The organism is Methanoregula sp. (assembly GCF_041663825.1).
Classification (GTDB): domain Archaea; phylum Halobacteriota; class Methanomicrobia; order Methanomicrobiales; family Methanospirillaceae; genus Methanoregula.
Map to the genome: position 1 here is coordinate 14,758 of NZ_JBAYLY010000027.1, position 22,619 is coordinate 37,376.

Sequence of the window (22,619 nt, forward strand, 5' to 3'; positions counted from 1 at the left end):
AGCAACGGCCCCGCTATTCCTGTAAGGTAAATTCAGAATCCGGGGGATCTGAAAAACCGGCCGGCTACCAGCCCTGATCCGAGGTCACCGAAGAGGTGAAGTTGTACGCACAGTCAAGATCTGAAAACTCGGAGAAGGCGATCTGCTCGGCCTTCTTTTCCCGGGGGGCAAGGGACGGGATCTCAAATGTCGCAGACTGGATATGGCAGAACGCCACCACCGGGTTTAAGGTGACCTGCACCTCGACATTCTCAAACGTCCGGTTGGTAGGGTTCTCAATCCGGAAGTCGACGGTGTAGAAATCAACTGAACCGGTATTAACCGGGGTAAAATCGTCAAGATTGTCGCTCGTGACCGTGATGGCAGTGTTCGGGGCCCGGGAAACGCACCCTGCGGCAAGCAGGAGTGCTAATACCACAATGACAATCCACCAGCAGCCCCGCATCATGTCCGGCCCCTTGATCTCCATGAAATTATTGGTATACTGTTTCCTTTCCGGCACAAAAAAAGCAAACGATGGGCGCGGGGCAGTATGCATAATGACTATGAAACCCAACTGTTTTGCATACGGGGTCATGCCATGAAGATCGCGTTTGTCGTCTATGACGGTGTCACGCTGCTTGATTTTGCCGGGGCATACGATCCACTCACCCGGCTCAAAACCATGGGATTCGTGCCTGACCTTGAATACGATATCTGCGCCCGGGCGGGAACCGTCAGGTCGTTTGAAGGCGTCACGATCTCTGCCGACACCATCAACCCCGACCTTTCGGCCTACGATTATGTGGTCGTTCCCGGGGGTAATGGGATCGCCGGCCTCATGCAGGACCGGGCATTTTTATCCTGGCTTACCATTCCCCCGGAAAAGACCGTCATTGCCGCCGTCTGCGGGGGTGCACTCCTGATCGGGGCGGCAGGGATGCTGCACACCCGGCGGGCGACCACCCACCCGGCAATGCAGGAGATCCTCAAACGGTTCGCCCGAGAGGTTTCAAGTGCTCGGATCGTTGAAGATAACCGAGTCATCACCGCAGGAGGGGTAACCGCGGCCATCGACATGGGCCTGTACCTTTGCGAGAAGATCGCCGGGGAGGAGGCCAGGGCGAAGATCCAGAAACAGATGGATTACCCGTACTACCCGCCCCGGCCGGGGACTATACCTGAATCAGGGACGTTCCGATGACCATCCAGCGTATCCATACCCGACACCTCGACCTGATCCCGGCAACCGTGGAGATCTTAAAAAGCGATCTCCACGACCATACTGCACTCGCCCGGCTGCTGGATGCCACGGTGCCGGCTGCCTGGCCGCCCGGCGAGATGAACGATGAGGTGCTCACCGAATTTATCCGTATGGCATCGGAACAGTCAGATCCAGTCTTTGCCTGCTGGTACTGGGTGCGGGATGCCCCGGTGCCAGAGTACCGAATCCTTGTCGGGTGCGGGGGGATCGGGTCGACTGTAGACTCACCCGGCACGGTGCTGATCGGGTATTCCGTGCTTGATGAATTCCAGGGAAACGGCTATGCAACCGAAGCGGTCGGCGCTATGATCCCGGTGATCTTCCAGGATCGGCGCATATCCCGGATCATGGCGACAACCTACCCGGAACTGAAGGCTTCCATCAGAGTCCTTGAGAAAAACAGTTTTGCCTGTTCCGGCCCCACGGCACCCGGAGAGGGTCTGGAAGAAGGAACGCTCGGGTATGTACGGGAACGATCCCGCAGAGCAGACCGGTGACCGGCGGTTTCATAGAGTTCGTGGACAATCCGGTTAGGGAAGAACCATGGGCGCACCAGGACCGCAAAAAGACGAGACGAGACCTTTTCTCACCGATCCCCCCTTTTACCTCAAAGAGTTCGAGGAGTCCTACCGGTACATCATCGACGAATACGCGGTGCAGCCAAAGAATATTGCGATCTTCATGCCCTGCGCGATGAAAAAACCCTACAGCACGAGCCCGAGCCACCAGCTCATCAGGATGATCATCTCGCAGGTGCTCGACGAATCGCAGTACCACATTGTCATCTTTGGCACCTGCGGGATCGTTCCCTCCGAACTCGAAACGATGTACCCCTATGCCCACTACAAGTACATGCTCGGGAAGTGCAACGATGACAAGGTAAAGGAAGATTTCCTCACCATAGAGACCGGCCGGGTCGCAGGGTACCTGGAGAAGACCCGGCACGTGTACACCTACCGGATCGCGTACTGCATCGGCCTCTTCCGCGAAGCCCTGATCCGGGGCTCGGAGAAATCCGGGGTACCCATCGACCTGCTCCTGCCGACAAAAGATATGATCAACCGGGTGATCGAGGAAGAGGAGTGCCGGTTCCAGGAGGGGAGCCTCTCGATGGACGAGTACCTGGGTGAGTTCTGCGACGGGCTGATCCGGTTCCGGAACGCACACCCGGACCTGATAAAAGACGAATAGACCGGTTTCAGGATCGTTTCAACCGGGTGTTTTCCAGCCCAACCGGAGTTCCCGGTGCACAACCACATCCTGCTCCGGAACGGCTAAAGTCACACCATCCTAATATACGCTTGACAACCAATATCTAATACACAAACGGTTTTGGGCATACATATGATCGCTCCCGCTCTTGATCTGGAGTCAGGGCGATCCTTCACCTCCCTCTAAAAAAACCATTTTTGTAGTATCGAACCAGTAAAAACCAGAAACCGGTATCGTCCGTTCTGGTGTACCAGCATATCAAAGAATGAAACAATGGCTAAACAATCCTTAAAATCGGTTATCATGGGAACACGCTCCGGTTACGTTATCCGGTGGACCTGTCCCGAATGTTATTCGGAAAATGTGATCATCAACAGGACTCCGGCCGAGTTTTTCAAGGCCGCCCGGGATTCCTCATGCCGGCACTGCAAAAAGCGTTCGACCATTTCGACGCCCTGCCTTCATCATTAACCGGCATTTCCTTTTTATCCCGCTTGATTTTACATGCAGAGCCGGGGAAACCCGACGACTGCTTTCATTCCTTTTTTTTACGACCGCTTTACAGTGATTTAAAACGTGGAGGGACGGACCTGCTACTACCAGAAAACAGGAAGGCTCCCTTATGACGGCAGTGACTTGGCAAGCAGGTAAAAGGCGCAGAGCGCGGATGCAAGACCGGCCACGGAAAGGATCAGCGCGACGGTAGAGGAGATGGTTATCCCGTTATACGGCAGCACCTCTTTTAAACCAAACAAAAAGAACGCAAGGGCAAGGAACCAGCCATAGATCTTATTCTCGGTGAAGGCTACCCGGAGCCCGTAGATCACGACGAGCACATCAATCCCGATAAGAATCGGCGTATACCACGCAGAAAGGGTCATCACGTACTGAATTGACGCCGCACGTTAAAGGGGTGCGCTGCATACCGCAGATCCCTGCTAAAATCAGGACTGAAAAATATCAGGTACGAAAAGCCGGCCGCAAAAAAGGAAGGTGACTTCAGAAAAAAAGCGATACAGAAGAAATTACCAGGTTCTCACCCGGGCCGCCCTCCATGCACCGGGCGGCACACTGATCTCGAACCGGGCACCTTTTCCGGCCGTCCCGGTCTCGGCAATCCGGATACCGGTCATCAGCAGGATATCGCGGGAGAGGGAGAGACCGATCCCGGTGTGGCTGCCAAACCCGTACTCGAATATCCGCTGCTTATCACCGTCTTTTACCCCCACTCCGTCGTCTTCGAAGAGTACCAGGAGTGTCCCGTCGGGCTCTTCCCGGGTCGACACATCAAACCGGCTGATGTGCCCGCCATGCCGCACCGCGTTCTCGAACAGATTATACAGGACTTTGAACGCAAGCGGATCGGTGTAGATCTCAACAGGTGCAATCCGGGTGGAGACCTCGATCCCTTCATGGGGAAACGCCCCGATTCCGCTCTCGATCAGCCGGTCCAGCTGCTGCCAGGCCGGATGGTGGACACCGATCTCCTGGTATTCCCGCGAGAACTGGAGATGCCGCGTGATCTTTTCCACAATCCCGGTGCAGGAATTCAGGTAGGCTAGACTTTTGGGATCGCTCGTTTGTTCTTTGAGCAGATCCAGGTAACCGGAAAGAGCGGTCACTAGGTTATTAACATCGTGCCGGGTCATCTGGGAAAGGATCGAAATCTTTTCATTTGCCACCCGCAGGGCGGTTTCCGAGGTCTTGCGGTCGGTGATGTCATGGAGAAGCAGGACAAAACCTGCTGTTTCCCCGGAGGGGGCCCGTACCGGAGTCCCGGCGATGCTGACCACGCAGTATTCTCCCTTTGTCAGGACCGCCTCGAGATCTGAAATCGTGCCCTGTGCAGAGAATGCAGTCCGTATCGCTGCACACGCCGTTTCAGGAACAAAATTCCGGATCGGTTGTCCGGGCAGGTCACCTTCGGGAACGGTCAGGATCTTTGCTGCGGCAACATTTGCAACAAGGATCCGCCCGTCAGGAGCCATCAGGATGACGCCATCCGGCATCGTCCGCATGATATCCGGGACCGCGGTCTCCGGGCTCAGGGTAAAGAGACCGTACCGCCGGATCGTGTACACAAGGATAAGCGAAAAGAATACAATCCCGATAAAAACCTCATTGGGGACATAGATTCCAAAGAAGGGGTATAGTACTCCCGAGAGACACCCGAATGCAAGAACAAGGGCAAGCCCGATACTCACCAGACGGTTCTGGCGACGGATCTTCTCCTCTTTAGCGCGGTGCCAGGATGCGATCGTCTCACTGGTGGCCCAGAGCATTATTGCAATAATATAGATCGCCAACGCCAGATAGAGGGGGCTCTGCACGGCCGGCAGGTACACCCACCCGACGGCAGGAACGTAACTCACCGAGTAGATAGCATCGGTAAATATCCCAAGAAGGGAGAACACCAGCGCGGGGATGTACAGGAGGGCGAGCGGAAGCATCGGGTGTTTTCCCCGTACGAGCGGACGTCCGGTAAAGGTAATGATAAAGTGGACGGCTATGGCGGCGACGACCGGCCAGAACGCACTGGCCTTGAGCCAGAAACGCATGCCGTCGGGTCCGCCCGCAGTCCAGATGAGGTATTCTCCAAGTGCCCAGTAGGCCGCACCGATCATCATGGCAAAAAAGAGGCGGTTGACTGCGGATGATGAGTTTTTTGCAAGGACAAAAAAGCCAAGTGAACAGGATATGAACGCAGATACGAGGCAGGTAAACACCAGAACCGTAAAAAGAATCACCGCACACCTCCCTGTCTCATGTTACTGGCATGCAGTCCGGATCACATGATTAGGGGTACCGGGGCGCAGGGCATAAAAACCCGGAACGTCGGAAAATGCCATCGATCGCTTTGCCGAGTATATTTTATAATATGCAGGACACGAAAATTCTTTTGTTTTTATCCGGTGGCATATAGTCTCCCCCCGATATCCCATTATTCGTATAATCGGGTCTCGTTAAAATAAAACATCACAGGGATGAGAATATCAGAGCGGGAAAGATCGAGAGAACGCTCCTGTAAAATAAGGATAAAAACAAAACGGCGGCAAAAAACGAGTGCCGGATTACTTCACTACTTCACTACAAGCACTTTGCAGGGCGCAGAGCGGATGATCTCTTCTGCCACGCTCCCGAGAAGCAGGCGTTCCAGCCCCTTCTTCCCCTGAGTCCCGATCACGATCATGTCGATCTTTTTTGACATGGTAAACTTCACGATCTCGGCCGCAGGATGCCCCTCAAGGATTGCGGTCTCGACCTTCACGTCGCCGGCCAGGGATTTTATCCGGGAAAATGCCTGCTCTGCCTCGGCATGGAACATCTGGTAGGTATCACCAACCGGGATGTCCCCGGACATCGATGCGAACGTTCCTATGTCGATCACATACACCGCATACAGGTCTGATTTAAACGCGCGGGCGATTTTAATTCCCTCATCAAGGGCGGCCCGGTTCTTCTCCGAGCCGTCCGTTGCGATCAGGATCCTGCCAAGCACTACCTCTGCCATCGTACGATTCCTCCCGGTTTACCTTTTTTTAATATTCCTTACTTTCTGTCCCCGCCAGATACCTGTTGCGGATCGGTACTGTTCCCGCCACTCCGGCCGGCCCCGTCAATCTCCTCGACATACTTATCGCCCCGCATCGCACAGAGCAGGGCGGCGATAAAGGAGATGGCTGCCCCGATATAGAACGAGAGGGCAAGCGAGGGCATGAACGCCGCGGCGAGTGTCGTCGGGAACCAGATCCCGCCGGTGATGGTAGTTATTGCCGCAGGCGCAACCGTGGCAAGCAAAGCCGGGGAGAGCCCGGTAAGGATCATCTGGACCGGGTTGTAACCAAGGAACGCTGCGAAAAGTGCGCCGGTCGGCGGGATCGCGCTCATCGCGGGGATGAGCTGCGTCGCATTGGCAGCGGACAATGCCGCCGAGAGCTCAGGGGGAAACGCACTCGTAAGCCCCACGACGATGATCGTAAAGAACATCCCCATGGATAGGACAAACCCGGAGTTCATCAGGGTCGACATCATGCCGGAGGAGACACCGCGCTCTTCAGCCGGCACCGAGTTCATGATCGCCGCCGCATTGGGCGAGGAGAACATCCCGTTCCCAAGCCCCATAATCAGGAGCGCGAGCGCGAAGGGCAGGTAGTCGAAGTTGTAGGGGAGTAAGGCGAGGATCAAAAACGAGACCCCGACGAGCACCATCCCGAGCGTACTGATCCACCGGGCGCCGTACTTGTCGGAGATGATGCCCGAGAGCGGGCCCATGATCACAAAGCCGATGGTGAGCGGCAGCATGTAGACCCCGGCCCAGAACGGTGTCGACTCGAAACTGTAGCCGTGCAGGGGCAGCCAGACCCCCTGGAGCAGGATGATTAAGATGATCATCACCCCTCCCCGGGCAAGAGCGGAGAGGAAGCCGGCCCCGTTCCCGAAGGCAAAGTTGCGGATCTTGAAGAGATCCATGCGGAACATCGGGTCCTTCACCTTTGTCTCAATAACGGGGAATGCGACAAGGAGCAGAAAACCACTCACGAGCGCGGCGATGACCCACGGATCTTCCCAGCCCATGGGGGAGCTGCCGTACGGGAGCAGGGCGTAGGTGATGCCGACCAGAAAGAGCGTCAGGCCACCGATAAAGGAGAGGTTCCCCCAGATGTCGATCTTCTGGGCCCGTTTCGGGTAGGCCGGCTCTTTGAGCTTCATAAACGCCCAGATGGTCCCGATCACCCCGAACGGTACGCTGATCAAAAAGACATACCGCCAGTGGAATGCAGCAAGGATCCCGCCGATGATGAGACCGACAAACTGGCCCGAGAGCGCCGCGACCGAGTTGAGGCCGAGCGCCTTGCCCCGTTCATCGGGCGGGAATGCATCGGTGAGGATTGCGGCACTGTTGGAGAAGATAAACGCTGCGCCGACCGCCTGGATGAGCCGGAAGATGATAAGTTCGATAGCACCGGCATCGCCGGTATCGGGGGTCAGGAAAAGGAGAATGGAACCGGCCGTGAAGATGGCAAAGCCGATGTTGTAGAGCCGGACCCGGCCATAAATATCCGAGAGCCGCCCGAAACTGAGGAGAAGGGTGGCAGTCACTATCCCGTACCCCATCAGGATCCAGAGGAGGTACTGGAAGGACGTGAGCGGGTCGATGTTGATGCCGTTGAAGATGGCGGGAAGGGAGATGAGGATAATACTCCCGTTGACCGTTGCCATAAAGGTCGCAATGGTCGTGTTCGAGAGCGCGACCCACTTGTAACCGGGATCATGGGCCGGGGCTGCCGGTTCGCCGGCAGGTGCGGGGGATACGGGTACGGGTTGTGCTGGTGTGTCCAAGATTTTCACCGGATCATGGGATATTCAGGAGTATTTCTTCCGTTACTTCATTTATAGGAAACACTATGCATTTTAGCCTATAGTATCACCGGGCACAGTGTCATGACGGAGGGCAGACATTCATCAGCCATACGGTGTCACCAATCCGGGGGGGTCGTACCGGAAATGGCACGACCCCCCCTTTGCACCATACCGGATTTGAGTTGGAAAAACCTTAATTTTCACGTCATAAAATGCTGCAGGAAACGCATGAAAAATCAAAAAAGTGAGTGGGGGGGTCGTACCAGTTTTTCGTTCGTGTCCGGCTCATGCAATTTTCACGGGCCGGATGATCACTGGTTCAGTTAGATCCGGGTCGATTTTTCTTCGTAAAATGGGAGAAGTAGGCCGGATCGGAACCGGTCGAAAAAGCAGATCGGGATCTGGTAAACAGTCCCGGATTAGTATACTGAAAAACAGGGGGGTCGCACTAAAAAAGGTACGACCCCCCCACGTTTGGCCCTGAAATTATGAGGTAATTCAGGGGGGTGTCAGATGTTCCAGTGCCCCTTTTGCAGCAGCCTGCTCTGCTCTCGTGAGGCTTGAACCGGTGTCGGTACCAAGAAGAGGGCCATCCGGATCCCTGAGGGCGGCACCCTCACGTTCGTCAAGAAAAAAATCAGGCCGGGGGAGTGGGCGCACCGCTTTTACGCTCCACCCCGACCCGCCCGTTCTCCGCACTGAGATAAAAGTTCAGGTCTTCGATGTATTTCCTGCTCTTTCCGGTCCCGTGGGTGAGGAGTTCCACGAGGTCGTCTTTCTCATCGATATCCGTGTGGAGCACAAACGAGTCGATCACTTCGCAGGAGAGCCCGGCTTCCTCTGCGATCTTCATGTGCTTCAAGAAACTCATCCCGTAATAATCGACATGGTACTTTGCCGGTTCTTTGAGGAAGATCACGTTCGTTCCCCCGCCCCGGCCGGGTACAATCGCCATGTCGCTTTTGCTAGAGATCACCCGTTTTATGGCAGCGCCGGTCGCAAGCGGGAGATCGGCCATGATGATCAGGATCGACCCCACCGATTGCTCAAGCACCTCGTTTAAGGTGCCGCTTAAGTCCTTATCGGGGATGGTGATCTGGATGTCCTCGGAATCGAAGAGTTCGGTTGCGACGATCACCGGGCTGCAGTTCGCATCCTTTGCAGCAGCGATCACGTCCTCAAGCATTGCCCGGGCAAACGCCTCACGTTCTTTGAGGGAAAGTATCCCGGCAAGCCGGCTCTTGGGACTCGCGGGCTTAAAGGGAATCAGTGCATGGGGACACATGTGATACGCTCATTGGGAGGACAATTTTAAAAAAGGTACTGATTTCTCTTTTTTATGGCAGCACGAAAGAAACAGGGTTTAACATGGGTGACCGGCAAACAAAATAAGTAATGGACGATCTTCCGTACACGGTAGAGAAGATCCCGGAGCGGATCGCGGTCGGGATCGAACGGCGCACCTGTAATGCCGACGGGCGGAGCCTTCAGGATATCCCTGCCTGCTGGCAGGAGTATCTTTCGACAAAAGCGGTAGCACGTACCCCCAACCGGGCCAAGCCTACGGTAATGTACGCCATCTATTCTGATTATGAGACTGACTGGACCGGGGAATACTCGTACCTCCTCGGCTGCAGCGTAACAAAAGCGGATAAACTCCCAAAAGGCCTTGTGGCCCGGCACATCCCGGCCCAGACGTATGCACATTTCAGGGCACAGGGACCGATGCCGGACGCAGTGGTCGGCGTCTGGGCCGGGATCTGGGGATCCGACATGCCCCGTACGTACCTGTGTGACTTCGAAGTATACGACGCCAGGTTTACCGACAAGAAGAATCCCGAAGTGGATATCTACGTGGGCATACGGGACGTGTGAGTGGGTTCCCGTTTCCTGATCGGAGTTTATTTGCGAAAAATCAGGGAGCCGAAGATGTTTTACCGGCACCCTCTTTTCTGTACGCCTCAGCGGGGATCTGGATCTCGAACCGTGCGCCCTTCCCCGGTTCCCCGGTTTCAGTAATTGTCATGCCGGTGATCTTAAGGATCTCGCGAACCAGAAAGAGCCCCCAGCCAGTATGTTTGCCAAACCCGCGCTCGAATATCCGCTCTTTGTTTTCAGCAGGAATACCCGTGCCGTTATCCTCAACGATGAGCACCGCGCCGTTCTCATCGTCATGAACGGAGATGCTGACAGAAGAGACATTCTTGCCGTGGCGGATCGCGTTATCCAGCATCTGGGCCACGGCCTTTTCAAGCATCAGGTCGGCGTATACAGCGGCGTTCCCGCAGGTCTCCGCAATTTTAACCCCCTGTAAGGCAACTGCATCGTTCGCACGGCGGATTACGGACGCAAGCATCTGCCATGTTGGAGGTTCTGTCGCAAGGTTCTGGTAGTCTTTTGCAAACTGGAACTGCCGACGGATTTTATCCAGGGCAAACCGCTCTTTTTCTATATACGATTTCTGCTGAGGGTCTTCGATGACCATTTCCAGCAGTTCGGTATAGCCACTGACTGCCGTAAGCTGGTTGAGCACATCATGGCGGGTGACACTCCCCACAAGGTTGAGTTTCTTGTTGAGAAATGCAACGTCATCCTTTGACCGCCGGATTGCCGATACCTTCTCAATGAGCTGCAGGAGTACCGGGTACCATGAATCCCCGGGCCCTGCCATGACCAGGTACTCCGCGCGGTTTGCCACAGCATCGCGGAAAACGTCCGGATCATACGCTGCGGCAAGAATAATCACCGGGAGATTGATCTCCCGTTCCCGCAGTTTCTTTAAAAACAAAAGACCGTTCTGATCTACTTCATGCACAGCAATAACAACCGCCGGCGATTCAATCAGGTTCCGGCTAAAGGTCACCTCAGGTGATGCGGAGGCCATCACACGGTAGGCACCGGCACCGGTAAGGTATCGTCCGAGCGCGGTACAGCGGTCTGTCTTTGCATCGATAACAATGAGAGGGATCATACCGTATCACAAGGGGCTTTCGTTTCCCAGTATCATTCTATTCCTCCGGATCGTATAAAGGCCATTCAACGAAGTACCAACGCTTACTGCCCGCCACTTCAGCCGCCAGAATTTAACATGTACAAAAAAGAACGGTACTTTATGGAGCCACGGGTGATCACCTTCTCAAAAAACGTCTTTCTTCCGCTCACCAGCGTCTGCCGGAACCGGTGCGGGTACTGCTCATTCCGCACCCCGGTGCAGGATGGGTGCGTCATGCTGCCGGACGAGGTTGAGAGGATCCTTATGCGGGGAAAAGAGTTCGGGTGCACTGAGGCGCTCTTTACTTTTGGCGAGCACCCGGAAGAAGAGCCCGGGTTTTCCGTGTATCTCAAAAAAACCGGTTACGATACTATTCTCGATTACTGTGAGGCGATGTGCCACTTAAGCATTGAGTACGGGATCCTCCCGCACACGAATGCCGGCATCCTCGCCTGCGACGAAATGAAACGCCTCCGCAGGGTTAACGCGAGCATGGGCCTGATGCTCGAAACCACCGCACGGATCCCGGCGCACAACGGCTCGAAGGGAAAGGAACCGGAGGTGCGCCTTGCCATGATGGAGGACGCAGGAAAACTCAAAATCCCGTTTACCACCGGCCTGCTCCTTGGCATCGGCGAGACCGTGGCGGACCGCGAGGAGTCGCTTGTCGCGATCCGGGACATCCACCGGAAGTACGGGCACATCCAGGAGATTATCCTCCAGAACTTCTGCCCGAAGGACAGCACCCCTATGGCCGCGTTCCGGGTGCCGGGGACAAAAGAGGTGGCAGACACGATCCGTATGGCGCGCCGGATCCTGCCAGCGGAGATCGCAATCCAGATCGCCCCAAACCTCATCGACGCGTCCCGGCTCATCGGGTGCGGGGTCGACGACCTCGGCGGCGTATCCCCGGTCACCATCGACTACGTGAACCCGGAGCATCCCTGGCCGGCGATCGCGGAACTCAAAAATATCGCCGGTAACACGACGCTGCATGAACGTCTCTGCATCTACCCCAGGTTTATCCGCATGGGCTGGTATGACCCCGGCCTGCAACCCCTAATAAACTGGCTCGATCAACGTATTACCACAGGGAGCAGGGAACCGTGAAGCAGAAAAAACTCCTGTATACCGGCAAGGCCAAATCGGTCTTCCGTACCGATGTGAAAGGAGAACTGATCGTCGAGTTCCGCGATGATATCACCGCGTTTGACGGCGGCAAGAAAGACACACTCATGAACAAGGGCAGTTACAATGCCGGCGTTTCCGCATTTGTCTTTTCCTATCTCGAAAAGAACGGCGTAAAGACGCATTTCCTGGAGATGCTTGACGAGAAAAGGATGGCAGTCCGCGAACTCTCCATGATCCCGCTCGAAGTGATCGTGAGAAACCTCGCGGCCGGCTCGATCGTCAGGAACTACCCGTTCAAAGAGGGCACCCCGTTAAAACCACCGGTGATCGTGATCGACTACAAGGATGATTCCCGGCACGACCCGATGCTCAACGACGATCTCATCATTGCGCTCAGTATTGCAACACCGGCGGAACTTAAGAAAATTAAAACGATCGCGCTTAAGGTCAATACGCTCCTCTCGGGTCTGCTCGCAAAACAGGGTATTACACTCGTGGACTTCAAGATGGAGTTTGGCAGGCAGGGAAAACCGATCTATCTTGGCGACGAGATCAGCATGGATTCGATGCGCCTCTGGGACAAAAAGACTGGTGAATCTCTCGATAAGGATGTGTACCGGTTCAACAAGGGCGACGTGATGGCGACCTACAACCGGGTGGCCGCACGGATCACGACAACGCAAAAGGCCGGTGCCGCAAAAAAGAAGGCAGCAGCACCAAAAAAGAAAGTCGTAAAGCGGACCCGGTGAAAAATCCCTCCACAAAACATAACATATCCAAAAAAAATATTCGTACCACGTAACATTTGGCGGACTACCATGGCACAGGACACGCAGGCTGAAGCGGACATGCTCAAATGGGCTCAGGGGATCGCCCGTAAGAACGGATGGGTACTCAACCCCGATGAAGACCACCTGAGTATTGTGATCCGGGGGCTGGTCCGGAACAAGGACAAGTTCGGGAGACCCTACTGCCCCTGCCGCCTGCGGAGCGGCGACGAGGAAAAGGACCGCGCCATCGAGTGCCCGTGCATCTACCACAAGGATGAGATTGCAAAAGACGGGCACTGTCACTGCCTGCTCTATTATAAAAAACCCTAAAAGAAATCCCCTTTTTAACCACGCCCCGTATGACCACGACGGTACGCAACCCGCGAGAGCCACCCGGTCTGGCACCGATCGCCGGTACGGATCCGGAGGTTCTCATTCTCGGCAGTTTTCCCAGTTGCCAGTCGCTTCTTAAGGGCGAGTATTATGGCAACCCGCAGAACCAGTTCTGGAAAATTGTTGAGATAATTTTTGGGATCGACCGCATCCTGCCCTATACCGTCCGCACCTCCCGGCTTGTAGAGCACCGGATCGCCCTCTGGGACGTCCTTGCTACCTGTGCGCGTGACGGAAGCGCGGATATCTCGATCAGGAACCCGGTTCCAAACGATATACGGGGATTTCTCGCTTCTCACCCGACGATCCGGTGTATTGCACTCAACGGGAACACTGCCGGCCGTTACTATGCCCGGATGATGCCTCACGTTCCCGGTACAATCCTGCCATCGACAAGCCCTGCATATGCCCGCATGTCACTTGCAGAAAAAGCACGGCAATGGGCATGCATCTGCACATGGAACACCCCGTAAAAAAGGGAAAATAATCACTGCGGGTCTTACCGCTCAAGCCGCAGTTTCAGGAAGATGACGTGGTAGATCGCATAGAACCCGCAGAGCACCGCAGCGGTGTACCCGAGTATAGCGATCCACATAACTTCCTTTGGCATGCTAATTGGCGAGGCCTGCAGCACCAGGGACGACCCTACCACGAGCGCCGCGACCACAAGGCCGATCATCATCTTGTCGCTTGCCCGGTCAAGCGCCATCTGGAGTTTCTTTAAATCGGTATCGACCACTTCAAGCCGGATCGTCCCGGTCGAGAGGCGTTTTAACATGAGATTGACATTGCGCGGCAGGTCAAATGCAGCATCCACCGCTTCTAAAAGGGAGTTCGTGGCCCGTTTTGCGTATGCGGCCGAGAGGACATTTGAATCGGAAAGTTTCCGCAGGTAGGGAGTGATTTCAGAGCCGAAACTGAATTTCGGGTCGAGCCGGACGGCAACATCCAGGACCATCACGAGCGTTTTTAACAGGAGCATCAGGCTCATGGGCACCTTGAGGTTGTACCGACGCATCACTTCTGTGAGCTCGTTTATCATGAGGCCGAAATTGAACTGGAGGATCTCGTCCCCGCCGCCGAAATCGTGCATCATGATATAGAGGTCGTCTCTCAGCGCCTCACGGTTCTCCTCGGCAACAACGATCCCAAAGCCCTCAAGCGCCTTGAGAATCATATCGACATCGTCGGTTGTCAGGGCAAAGAGCAGGTTGATAAAGATCTGCTTTTTCTCCGGCCGCAACACCCCGACAATACCAAAGTCCAGGAACACCAGGTCCCCGGTATCGGATACAAGGAGGTTCCCCGGGTGGGGGTCGCCATGGAAGAACCCGTCCTCGAAGATCATCTTCAGGTACGCGTTGAAACCCCGGACTGCAATATCGTGAGGGTTGCTGCCCTGCGCCAGGATCGCATCAACATTGTCGACCCTGACACCCCGGACAAATTCCATGACAAGAAGATGGGTGGAGGTAAATTCCCAGTAGACTTTCGGGAAGTGGATCCCGGGCACGTCCCGGAAGTTGCGGGCCATCCGCTCCATATTCCTGCCGTCGCGGGTGAAATCAAGTTCCTTTCTTATCTGGGTCGCAAAATCCTGCACGAGACCGGACGGGTTGTACATCCGGCTCTCAGGGAAGACCGCCTCGATCCTCTCTGCCATGGACATAAGGATGGCCAGATCGTTCTCGATCTGTTCCGGGATCCCGGGGCGCTGGACCTTGACAGCCACGACGGTTCCGTCACGGAGGACGGCCCGGTGAACCTGCCCGATCGAGGCTGATGCAACCGGGGACTCATCGATCTCCGCGAACCACTCTTCCAGGTTCGGGCAGGTCTCGTGGAGCACCCCGAGAACTTCGGAGAACGGCAGCGGTTTTGCGTGATCCTGGAGTTTTTTTAGCTCCGCGATCAGTTCCGGGGGGAACATCTCCGTCCTCGTACTCATGATCTGCCCGAACTTCACAAACGTGGGCCCGAGTTCTTCGAGGGCAAGCCGCACCCTCTCGTACGTGGTGGACTGATCCGGTGCGTGTTCTGTTCCCGGAAGACGGAACCGTACCTTGCTCGGGAATGCCTTCTCCAATGCAATACCAAAACCGTACTTCCACAGAATATCGATGATCTGCGCATACCGCCGGATACGGGTGACCATGGATATAGTTTGGCACTGGGGATACTTAACTCTGGCTTTTTCTGATCACTATCGACCCACCTGTGCAGGAAATATGAGCCGCAAAACGACTGAAGACAGTTGATACTGCAAAAAATGAGTTACACTCACTTAAGTCCTGGAAAAGACCACAATCCGGTTCGTGTTGGTACCGGACTCGTTATTTCCTATCCCCCATATATTGGAGGTTTTTGAAAAGACCTGTTGGTTTATGATGATACCCTCACAGGTAAACCCGGCCGCCAGACCAAGAGGGACAACATGTTCTTCAAGCCGGACGGTCTTTTTCCGCACCTCACCCACCTCGAATGCAACGTAACCCCCAGGGGCGGTGATCCGGAACAGTTCCCGGAATACCGCCCCCATCACCGCTTCCCACCCCGCAACCGTTCGTGACATTGTGATGCTGTGGCTGATGGCGTCCCCGTCAAGACCGCAGAACCAGCAACGGAGCCAGTTGTCCTCCCGGTACTGGACGATATCCAGAAACGGTGGCGACGTAACAGTAAGTTGTACCGTATTGGATACAATCCCGGGTGTCGCCCGGGCGTCGCCGGTAAAAAAACGGGCACCTGCACCGGCGCGGTTCAGGATTGCCCTTTCAGCAGAGGACACGTCGGAAATCAGGCTCTTTGTTTTGCGCAGGATGAGCTTGTGGGTATCCCGGTATTCCGGCACCTGATGACGTTTGAGGTTGATCCGTTCCTGGCTTTTTTGGGATACTGCCTGGTTGGGAGGAAGAGTGTATACCGAGAAAAACCCGTTTGAGTGCCCGGTCAGCCGGTTGGTCGCCACCATCCCGATCCAGCGATCAACTGCGTCGGCAGTGCCATCCTCTTTTTTTCCCAGGAGGTAACGGCGCAGGGCGACGATCTCGCGTTCGGTATCGGGATGATAGAACATAGAGAGATCGAGATCTGCCCGGTCGCCATCGCAGGGGATGGCCGCGAGCCGTGCAGCAACCTCCTCTGCGGTTGGCGGGAAGAACCGTGGTTCGGCAAGGATCCGGGAGAGCGGGTTTGCGTCGTTTGCGATCACCTGACGGCCGCGAAGCCCGGCCTCGATCGCAGTCGTTCCCCGTCCGCTGAAGGGATCATACACGACATCACCTGTCCGTGTCAGGAGATCAATAAAAAACCGGGGCAGCTGCGGCTTGAAGCAGGCGCGATAGGAGATCTCTTGGAGGGATGAAGCCTGACGCTGGCGGGACGTCCAGAACTCGTTAATGTATCGGGGCAGAGAGGCCATGCCGTTTTCTACCGTATCCACAATAGTTGCCTGACCGGCCGGACCTGAAAACATCTTCAGGTACCTGTCGAGATTTTTGCCGTCCCGGTCGGGTGTCGTCAATGGTACCTCCATACTAAAACGTTGGGTGAGGCCGGGTAATATGCTCTGTTCTTTCATATTTTTACGACAATGACAAGAAAGATTAACCGGCGTGTGCCCCTTCCGCTTCGAACGCCGGGGGATACCGAACGGTGCCATGGATGCCGTCAAGCGCCCCGGGAACAAGGGGGCAGACCATGAACACCTCATTCCTGCAGGGAAACGGCGCATTGATCCCGAGTGTCGGTGCCGTGGTGAACCCGAACCGGGGGTAATAGGTAGGGTGCCCGACGACGATAACAATCCGGTGCCCCAGCTGCCGGCAGGCTTTGAGCCCTTCCTCGACAAGGATCGATCCAACACCCTGGCACTGGTGTTCCAGGCATACGGAAAGCGGTGCAAGGGCAACAGCAGGTACGTGGGCATCTTCAGAATCAATCGATATCGGGGCAAAGAAAATATGCCCGATAATCTTGTCATTATACACGGCAACGAGAGAGAGATCGGGGATATAGTCCCCGTCATTCCGGAGGGCGCGGACAAGCCGGGCTTCGCCATCCTGGCCGAATGCCTGGAGATTAACGTCAAATATGGCGGGGATATCTGCAGGGATTTCAGAGCGGATAAAAAAAGAATCCATCCAGATCTATAGGATGCCCAAGTACAAGAAGGAGTGGATCGGGAGCTCTGTCGGAAATCCATACCAAAAAAATCCGGTCCGTCAACGGGAAGACCTTCTACCAAGACGCTGTTTTGGTTTTTACACCCGACAGGCTCGGAGATAATTATAAAGCCCGGTTGTGGATTTTCTCCGGGATTTCTCTTTTAAAAAAAATTACGTGTGCGTGAAATACGCGAGGACGCCGGATTCATTGACCGTATCGATCCGGACAAACCCGATCCGCTCAAACTGGACAACCTTTCCCGGTTCTTTTGCCACGGCAGGTTCGCACACGCCCTTTTTCTCGCCATCCATTGTAAGGAGCGTGCAGGGCAGGGCCTGCTCTGCCGGCAGCCACTGGATGATGTGCGCTTTTGCTGCGCGGGCATCGGCAAGCGAATCCCCGCCGTAGGAGAACGATGGTGTCTCCCCGTCCCACGCGATCTTCACGTTAAAGAGATCCTTCAGGCGCACCATCGCTGCACCCGGCACGATCTCGCTTTTCGGCAGCAGGGCGGTCCCTTCAAACGGGAGTTCCCGGTTCCCTTTCGACGCATCGCCGGGATGGAGCATCGCATGCGCCATGCGGCGCGGGGCACCTTCCACGGAGGCAGTGACCGGGTCCGGGACAAAGAAGTACCGGTTTGCAACCGGGTCGATAAGCTTCTTGTTCTCCGCGTACAGGTTGTCCCACGAGAATGAGATGTCCACGTCGCCGATGCCTATCGCAATCATCGCATTCTTCACCGCGTCGGGGCTGATTCCCCGCCGGGCAAGCGCCCGGAGCGTGCCAAGGTGGATGTCGTCCCAGCAGGTGTACTTTCCCTCGTTTATCCCAAGATGCATCTGGGACGTGGAGAGCACGACACCTTCGATCCCCATCCGGCCGTAGTGACGGTATACCGGCACCTTCCAGCCGAAATGGTCGTAAATGTAGCGCTGGCGCCGGGTGTTTGCGATATGATCTTTTCCCCGGATCACATGCGTAACACCAAGCAGGTGGTCGTCAGCAACGACCGAGAAGTTCATGAGCGGGTAGACCCGGGCATCCCCCACTTTCGGATGACGCGGGGCGTCAAGGATCCGGAAGATCGGGTAGTCACGCATCGCCGGGTCAGGATGAAGAAGATCGGTCTTGACCCGGACCGAGACCTCGCCCTCTTTAAACCCGCCGTCAAGCATCTTCTCCCAGAGGGATAGTGCCGTCTCAACGGACTGGTCGCGGCAGGGGCAGGCCATCTTCTTGTCCTTGAGCGCCTTGAAATGCTCGTTCTCGCATGTGCAGACGTATGCCCCGCCGCGCTCGATGAGCTGTTTGCAGAGATCGTAATAGAGAGGGAACCGCTCGCTCTGGGTGACCGTCTCGGTGATCCCGAGACCCAGCCACTTGATGTCCTCTTTAACCATCTCGTAGGCTTCGGGGTCGACCCTTTTTGGGTCGGTGTCCTCGATACGGAGGATGTACCGCCCGCCGTACTGCTTCACGTAGGCGTCGTTGAGCGCTGCCGCCCGGGCGTGCCCGATATGGAGTGGTCCCGAGGGGTTTGGCGCAAACCGCATGACCACGCCGTGTTCTGCGCCTTCAAGTTCGGGGAGCACCTTCTTGTGCTCGTGCTTCTCGTGGAGCGCAGCAAACATCTCGGGGGAAAGGGACTGGAGTTTTGTCACCCGTTCCTCGGGCGAGAGCGCGGCCACATCGGCAATCGCTTCCTTTGCGGCAGCGGCCACTTCCTTTGCCTGTTTGCGCATCTCGGGGTGCGCACCCATCACCATCCCCATCACCGCCCCTGCCTGCGGCACGCCGCCATGCTTTACGGCATTCTGGAGTGCGCACAAAAACAGGGCGGACTTGATCTCGTCCCCTGCCATCCTAGAAGCTCCGTGTCACAAAAAATTCGCCGACATCCATGAGAAGCTGACGTTCCTTTGATGCCGGGAGCACCATGAGCAGCCGGTTGCTGTCCGCGACAAGCCCGGCTGCCTTCTTTTTTACCGCGTCAATGACGCCTGAATCGGTGAGCTCCTTAATCGCGGCTTTAATATCGGCAGGCGAGAGCTCGCGCCGGTATTTCAGGAGATCGACACCTTTTTTCCGGGCGGTAATCATGATAAGCGTCTGCTTGCCTTCCCGAAGGTCGGAACCCTGATCCTTACCGCTCTGCTCGGGGGGTGTCAGGAGATCGATGAGATCGTCCTGGATCTGGAACGCGATGCCGGTATTGAGACCGAACTGGTAAAGAGACTTCACCTGCTCTTCACTGCCGCCGGCAAGGGTGCCGCCAATGGCCGCTGCCGCCGCGTAGAGCACGCCGGTCTTCATCTCGACCATCTTCATGTACTCTTCTTCGGTCACATCGGTCCGGTGCTCAAAGGACATGTCCATGTGCTGGCCTTCGCAGATATCGGCACAGGCGCGGGCAAGGAGCGCGGTCGCCCGCACCTTTGCTGCATCGCCGGCCTTTGCCTGGCTGATGAACTCAAACGCCCGGGCGTACAGGACATCTCCTGCAAGGATCCCGGTCGGCATGTCCCACTTCGTATGGACCGTGGGCACCCCGCGCCGCAGCGAGTCACCGTCCATGATATCGTCATGGATGAGGGTGAACGTATGAGTCACTTCGAGCGCGAGCGCTGCGGGCATAATATCGGTGGAACTCCCGTGTCTTACCGCTTCTGCCGAGAGCATAACCACCGCGGGCCGGAGGCGTTTCCCGCCCGCATTGAGCAGGTGAGCAGACGCCTTGTCAAGTTCCCCGGGTGCATGATTGAAATTCTTGTCAATCATGCCGTCAATCTGGTGTGCAACCGATTTCAGGTACGGTGAAAGTTCCGACATCGTGATTCCTCTGTTTTAATTTAACTTGAGCCGCTGGCCATTCTGCATGATATGCACATCGTTACCCAGCGTGTACCCAAGCTCCCCGGTAAACTCCGCGTATGAAGCAGTCATCCTGACGTTCCCGTGGGCCGGGATGATATGCTGCGGGTTCAAGAGGCTGACAAACTCGTAGTGATCCTCGCGGAATGCGTGCCCGCTTACGTGGAGATCCTCAAAGAGCCGGGCGCCGGCCATCTTCAGGTGCGCCTCGACCATGTACCGCTGCCCGAAGTTCATCGGGTTCGGGATCACATTCGCTGAGAAGAGCACCTTGTCGCCCTTTGCAAGCTGGTACGGGGTGTCGCCAAGGGCAATCCGGGTCAGGATGGATCCCGGTTCTCCCTGGTGGCCGGTGATGATGGGGAGGAACTTCTCTTTTCCTGCCTTCATCATCCGGCGCAGGGTCCGGTCGACCGTCCGCCGGTTCCCAAAAACGCTCGTGTCCTGGGGGAACGAGACGAGTTTCATCTGCTCGGCCGTGACCGAGTACTTCTCCATCGAGCGGCCGAGAAGCACCGGCTTGCGGCCGATCTCGTGCGCACACTCTGCAATCGTCTTGACCCGTGCGATATGGGACGAAAAGGTCGAGACGACCATGGCATTCTTATCGTCCTCGTAACTGGTCATGACATCCCGGACAAGGTCCCGTGCGGTCCGCTCGCTCGGGCACCGGCCGGGCCGGTCGATATACGTGCTCTCCACGATAAGGGCGAGCACGCCTTCCTTTCCGATCTGGCGGAACCGGGCAAAGTCCGGGGGTTCGCCGATGACCGGGGTCCGGTCGAGCTTGAAATCGCAGGCGTAGACAATCGCACCGTGGGGGGTGTGGAGCACTGGCGTCACGGTATCGATGATCGAGTGCTGGGTCCGGACAAATTCGAGCACCAAGTGCTGCGAGATCGTGTACCGCTGCCCGGGTTTAAGCGGGAAGATCTTGTTGTTGACCCCGAACTTCTGTTCGCCCGAGATCTGCTGACGGATCAGCTCCGCCGCGTAGGGCGCGGCAATGATCGGCGCATTGTACCGGTGCGCGAGTTTCGGGATCGCCCCGATATGGTCGAGATGCCCGTGGGAGCAGACGATCGCTTTTACGGTCCCCTCGACCGAGTTCATCATCGTATCGTCAGGTATCGCCCCGATCTTGATCAGGTCGAGGGAATGCATATTCTCTAGTTCTGCATCCTCGTGGATCATCATCTGGTCCAGGCGGAGTCCCATGTCAAAAATGACAATTTCTTTTCCGCAGCGGACAGCGGTCATATTTCGCCCGACCTCGTTGTATCCGCCCACTGCAATAATTTCTATATCCATGTTTTTTCTCCTGATTTCTTCTTCATGCAGGCATTTCTGGTAAAAACCTGCTGTTGTTTTCCCTTTCGAGATCGTTTCCGGGATTATGCGGTTTTAGCCCCTTTGAGCATCTGCCGGGTCTTCCCTGTTATATAGAGACGGGCCGCGCGCAGATCGGCAATCCGTGACGTGCCGCACAGGAACATCGAACCCACCAGTTCCCGGTGGATCGTCCCGATGCGGTCGGCAAGCGCCTCGTCACTTTCAAGCGCCGGCTTTAAGAGCGGAAGCGCCATACCGCAGAGATCAGCACCGAGTGCAAGGCTCTTTGCCAAGTCAATACCCGTCCTTATACCGCCCGATGCAATGACCGGGCTTCCGGTACCGACAACTTCAGCAAGGCTCACGACCATAGGGATACCCCAGTCTGCAAAATCCTCGCCAAGCGATTTGAGAGGCCGGTCCTGTGCATTCCTGCTCTCACCGGCGCGGACGCTTTCGACCGCTGCCCACGAGGTTCCACCCCAACCGCCGATATCGATGGCCCGGGCACCTGCACCCCAGCACTGGCGGGCGACCTCACGGGAGATCCCGCACCCGGTCTCCTTTACGATCACCGGGGTCTTCGTCTCTGCACAGAGTTCCGTTATCGCCGCAAGACAGCCGGTTGCATTATGATCGCCTTCCGGCTGAATGGCCTCCTGCAGGAAATTGAGGTGGATCGCGATCGCATCCGCCCCGATCATCTCCACGGCCTCTCTGGCCCACTCCGTCCCGTGATCGCGGAGCTGAACGGCGCCGAGGTTCGCGACAAGAAACGCATGAGGCGCCTCATCGCGAACCACCGAAAATGTATCCGCAAGTTTGGGATTCTCTAGCGCTGCTCTTTGAGAGCCGACACCCATCCCGAGGCCGAATCGTTCGGCTATCCGGGCAAGGCGGGCATTTGTCTCTTTTGTTCCCGGGTGACCACCGGTCATTGCCGAGATAAAGAGGGGGGACGAGAGGGTGTGGCCCAGAAACCGGGTGGACAGGTCGATCGAGCGCATGTCACATTCCGGCAGCGCATTATGAACCAGCCTGACATCCCCAAACCCTGTGTCACCGGACTCGACTGCCTTTTCCGCGCAGATGCGCAGGTGGTCGAGCTTGCGCGATGACGTGAACCGTTTCTTATCGGCCATAC

Annotated in this window: 22 protein-coding genes; 8 read left to right on the plus strand and 14 right to left on the minus strand. The window is 56.2% G+C overall.

Annotated features, from left to right (window positions below; all coding sequences use genetic code 11):
- Positions 1-64: 64 nt before the first annotated feature.
- The gene (locus WCX19_RS11265; RefSeq protein WP_373008150.1) at positions 65-469 is read right to left on the minus strand and encodes a hypothetical protein; all 405 of its coding nucleotides are present in this window, start codon (positions 467-469) and stop codon (positions 65-67) included.
- Positions 470-580: 111 nt separating this feature from the next.
- On the opposite strand from WCX19_RS11265, the gene WCX19_RS11270 reads away from it, so the two are divergent.
- From WCX19_RS11270 to WCX19_RS11280, 3 genes are read left to right on the plus strand one after another with little or no spacing between them, the layout of a single operon-like run.
- Positions 581-1,183, plus strand: coding sequence for a DJ-1/PfpI family protein (locus tag WCX19_RS11270; RefSeq protein WP_373008152.1), 603 nt, complete (start codon positions 581-583; stop codon positions 1,181-1,183).
- A complete protein-coding gene (locus WCX19_RS11275; protein ID WP_373008154.1) occupies positions 1,180-1,740 on the plus strand; it encodes a GNAT family N-acetyltransferase in 561 nt (186 codons plus the stop codon). The genes WCX19_RS11270 and WCX19_RS11275 overlap by 4 nt, the downstream gene beginning before the upstream one ends.
- A 46-nt stretch (positions 1,741-1,786) precedes the next feature.
- Positions 1,787-2,434 (plus strand): DUF5591 domain-containing protein, encoded by a 648-nt coding sequence (locus WCX19_RS11280; RefSeq protein ID WP_373008156.1) that lies wholly within the window; start codon positions 1,787-1,789, stop codon positions 2,432-2,434.
- Between the two features lie 641 nt (positions 2,435-3,075).
- Here WCX19_RS11280 and WCX19_RS11285 read toward each other — a convergent pair.
- The 5 genes from WCX19_RS11285 to cofC form a co-directional block, all read right to left on the minus strand.
- Positions 3,076-3,336, minus strand: coding sequence for a hypothetical protein (locus WCX19_RS11285; RefSeq protein ID WP_373008158.1), 261 nt, complete (start codon positions 3,334-3,336; stop codon positions 3,076-3,078).
- Between the two features lie 144 nt (positions 3,337-3,480).
- Positions 3,481-5,202, minus strand: coding sequence for a histidine kinase N-terminal 7TM domain-containing protein (locus WCX19_RS11290; protein ID WP_373008160.1), 1,722 nt, complete (start codon positions 5,200-5,202; stop codon positions 3,481-3,483).
- 332 nt (positions 5,203-5,534) lie between these two features.
- Complete coding sequence (locus WCX19_RS11295; protein ID WP_373008162.1) at positions 5,535-5,966, minus strand: universal stress protein; 432 nt, start codon at positions 5,964-5,966, stop codon at positions 5,535-5,537.
- A 38-nt stretch (positions 5,967-6,004) separates the two neighbouring features.
- Entirely contained in the window at positions 6,005-7,795 is a 1,791-nt protein-coding gene (locus WCX19_RS11300) for an MFS transporter (RefSeq protein ID WP_373008164.1), read from the minus strand.
- A 658-nt stretch (positions 7,796-8,453) separates the two neighbouring features.
- Positions 8,454-9,101, minus strand: coding sequence for a 2-phospho-L-lactate guanylyltransferase (gene cofC, locus WCX19_RS11305; RefSeq protein ID WP_373008166.1), 648 nt, complete (start codon positions 9,099-9,101; stop codon positions 8,454-8,456).
- Between the two features lie 110 nt (positions 9,102-9,211).
- Here cofC and WCX19_RS11310 point away from each other — a divergent pair, with 110 nt between their 5' ends.
- Positions 9,212-9,691, plus strand: coding sequence for a GyrI-like domain-containing protein (locus WCX19_RS11310; protein ID WP_373008168.1), 480 nt, complete (start codon positions 9,212-9,214; stop codon positions 9,689-9,691).
- 40 nt (positions 9,692-9,731) lie between these two features.
- Here the strand turns inward: WCX19_RS11310 and WCX19_RS11315 are convergent, their stop codons facing one another.
- Positions 9,732-10,787, minus strand: a complete 1,056-nt coding sequence (locus WCX19_RS11315; RefSeq protein WP_373008170.1) for an ATP-binding protein — start codon at positions 10,785-10,787, stop codon at positions 9,732-9,734.
- Positions 10,788-10,928: 141 nt separating this feature from the next.
- Between WCX19_RS11315 and cofG the strand changes: the two genes are divergently transcribed.
- The 4 genes from cofG to WCX19_RS11335 all read left to right on the plus strand — a co-directional run bounded on the left by cofG (position 10,929) and on the right by WCX19_RS11335 (position 13,575).
- A complete protein-coding gene (gene cofG / locus WCX19_RS11320) occupies positions 10,929-11,918 on the plus strand; it encodes a 7,8-didemethyl-8-hydroxy-5-deazariboflavin synthase CofG (protein ID WP_373008172.1) in 990 nt (329 codons plus the stop codon).
- The gene (purC, locus tag WCX19_RS11325) at positions 11,915-12,688 is read left to right on the plus strand and encodes a phosphoribosylaminoimidazolesuccinocarboxamide synthase (RefSeq protein ID WP_373008174.1); all 774 of its coding nucleotides are present in this window, start codon (positions 11,915-11,917) and stop codon (positions 12,686-12,688) included. The genes cofG and purC overlap by 4 nt, the downstream gene beginning before the upstream one ends.
- Before the next feature lie 69 nt (positions 12,689-12,757).
- Positions 12,758-13,039: a ferredoxin-thioredoxin reductase catalytic domain-containing protein gene (locus WCX19_RS11330; protein WP_373008176.1), complete on the plus strand. Its 282-nt coding sequence runs from the start codon at positions 12,758-12,760 to the stop codon at positions 13,037-13,039.
- Positions 13,040-13,068: 29 nt separating this feature from the next.
- Positions 13,069-13,575, plus strand: a complete 507-nt coding sequence (locus WCX19_RS11335; RefSeq protein ID WP_373008178.1) for a DNA-deoxyinosine glycosylase — start codon at positions 13,069-13,071, stop codon at positions 13,573-13,575.
- A gap of 26 nt (positions 13,576-13,601) precedes the next feature.
- Here the strand turns inward: WCX19_RS11335 and WCX19_RS11340 are convergent, their stop codons facing one another.
- The 7 genes from WCX19_RS11340 to fni all read right to left on the minus strand — a co-directional run bounded on the left by WCX19_RS11340 (position 13,602) and on the right by fni (position 22,617).
- A complete protein-coding gene (locus WCX19_RS11340; protein WP_373008180.1) occupies positions 13,602-15,257 on the minus strand; it encodes an ABC1 kinase family protein in 1,656 nt (551 codons plus the stop codon).
- A gap of 129 nt (positions 15,258-15,386) precedes the next feature.
- The gene (locus WCX19_RS11345) at positions 15,387-16,637 is read right to left on the minus strand and encodes a DNA methyltransferase (protein WP_373008182.1); all 1,251 of its coding nucleotides are present in this window, start codon (positions 16,635-16,637) and stop codon (positions 15,387-15,389) included.
- 70 nt (positions 16,638-16,707) lie between these two features.
- Positions 16,708-17,244, minus strand: coding sequence for a GNAT family N-acetyltransferase (locus WCX19_RS11350; RefSeq protein WP_373008184.1), 537 nt, complete (start codon positions 17,242-17,244; stop codon positions 16,708-16,710).
- A 195-nt stretch (positions 17,245-17,439) separates the two neighbouring features.
- Complete coding sequence (locus WCX19_RS11355) at positions 17,440-19,134, minus strand: glutamate--tRNA ligase (protein WP_373008186.1); 1,695 nt, start codon at positions 19,132-19,134, stop codon at positions 17,440-17,442.
- 1 nt (position 19,135) lies between these two features.
- Positions 19,136-20,101 (minus strand): polyprenyl synthetase family protein, encoded by a 966-nt coding sequence (locus tag WCX19_RS11360; protein ID WP_373008188.1) that lies wholly within the window; start codon positions 20,099-20,101, stop codon positions 19,136-19,138.
- 15 nt (positions 20,102-20,116) lie between these two features.
- A complete protein-coding gene (locus WCX19_RS11365) occupies positions 20,117-21,454 on the minus strand; it encodes an RNase J family beta-CASP ribonuclease (protein ID WP_373008190.1) in 1,338 nt (445 codons plus the stop codon).
- A gap of 83 nt (positions 21,455-21,537) precedes the next feature.
- Positions 21,538-22,617: a type 2 isopentenyl-diphosphate Delta-isomerase gene (gene fni / locus WCX19_RS11370; protein ID WP_373008192.1), complete on the minus strand. Its 1,080-nt coding sequence runs from the start codon at positions 22,615-22,617 to the stop codon at positions 21,538-21,540.
- Positions 22,618-22,619: the final 2 nt, after the last annotated feature.

Bases quoted from the DNA above. Each gene is read 5' to 3' on its own strand.
- WCX19_RS11265 (WP_373008150.1), bottom strand. From the start codon at position 469: ATGGAGATCAAGGGGCCGGACATGATGCGGGGCTGCTGGTGGATTGTC.
- WCX19_RS11270 (WP_373008152.1), top strand. From the start codon at position 581: ATGAAGATCGCGTTTGTCGTCTATGACGGTGTCACGCTGCTTGATTTT.
- WCX19_RS11275 (WP_373008154.1), top strand. From the start codon at position 1,180: ATGACCATCCAGCGTATCCATACCCGACACCTCGACCTGATCCCGGCA.
- WCX19_RS11280 (WP_373008156.1), top strand. From the start codon at position 1,787: ATGGGCGCACCAGGACCGCAAAAAGACGAGACGAGACCTTTTCTCACC.
- WCX19_RS11285 (WP_373008158.1), bottom strand. From the start codon at position 3,336: ATGACCCTTTCTGCGTGGTATACGCCGATTCTTATCGGGATTGATGTG.
- WCX19_RS11295 (WP_373008162.1), bottom strand. From the start codon at position 5,966: ATGGCAGAGGTAGTGCTTGGCAGGATCCTGATCGCAACGGACGGCTCG.
- cofC (WP_373008166.1), bottom strand. From the start codon at position 9,101: ATGTGTCCCCATGCACTGATTCCCTTTAAGCCCGCGAGTCCCAAGAGC.
- WCX19_RS11310 (WP_373008168.1), top strand. From the start codon at position 9,212: ATGGACGATCTTCCGTACACGGTAGAGAAGATCCCGGAGCGGATCGCG.
- WCX19_RS11315 (WP_373008170.1), bottom strand. From the start codon at position 10,787: ATGATCCCTCTCATTGTTATCGATGCAAAGACAGACCGCTGTACCGCG.
- cofG (WP_373008172.1), top strand. From the start codon at position 10,929: ATGGAGCCACGGGTGATCACCTTCTCAAAAAACGTCTTTCTTCCGCTC.
- WCX19_RS11330 (WP_373008176.1), top strand. From the start codon at position 12,758: ATGGCACAGGACACGCAGGCTGAAGCGGACATGCTCAAATGGGCTCAG.
- WCX19_RS11335 (WP_373008178.1), top strand. From the start codon at position 13,069: ATGACCACGACGGTACGCAACCCGCGAGAGCCACCCGGTCTGGCACCG.
- WCX19_RS11340 (WP_373008180.1), bottom strand. From the start codon at position 15,257: ATGGTCACCCGTATCCGGCGGTATGCGCAGATCATCGATATTCTGTGG.
- WCX19_RS11345 (WP_373008182.1), bottom strand. From the start codon at position 16,637: ATGGAGGTACCATTGACGACACCCGACCGGGACGGCAAAAATCTCGAC.
- WCX19_RS11350 (WP_373008184.1), bottom strand. From the start codon at position 17,244: ATGGATTCTTTTTTTATCCGCTCTGAAATCCCTGCAGATATCCCCGCC.
- WCX19_RS11355 (WP_373008186.1), bottom strand. From the start codon at position 19,134: ATGGCAGGGGACGAGATCAAGTCCGCCCTGTTTTTGTGCGCACTCCAG.
- WCX19_RS11360 (WP_373008188.1), bottom strand. From the start codon at position 20,101: ATGTCGGAACTTTCACCGTACCTGAAATCGGTTGCACACCAGATTGAC.
- WCX19_RS11365 (WP_373008190.1), bottom strand. From the start codon at position 21,454: ATGGATATAGAAATTATTGCAGTGGGCGGATACAACGAGGTCGGGCGA.
- fni (WP_373008192.1), bottom strand. From the start codon at position 22,617: ATGGCCGATAAGAAACGGTTCACGTCATCGCGCAAGCTCGACCACCTG.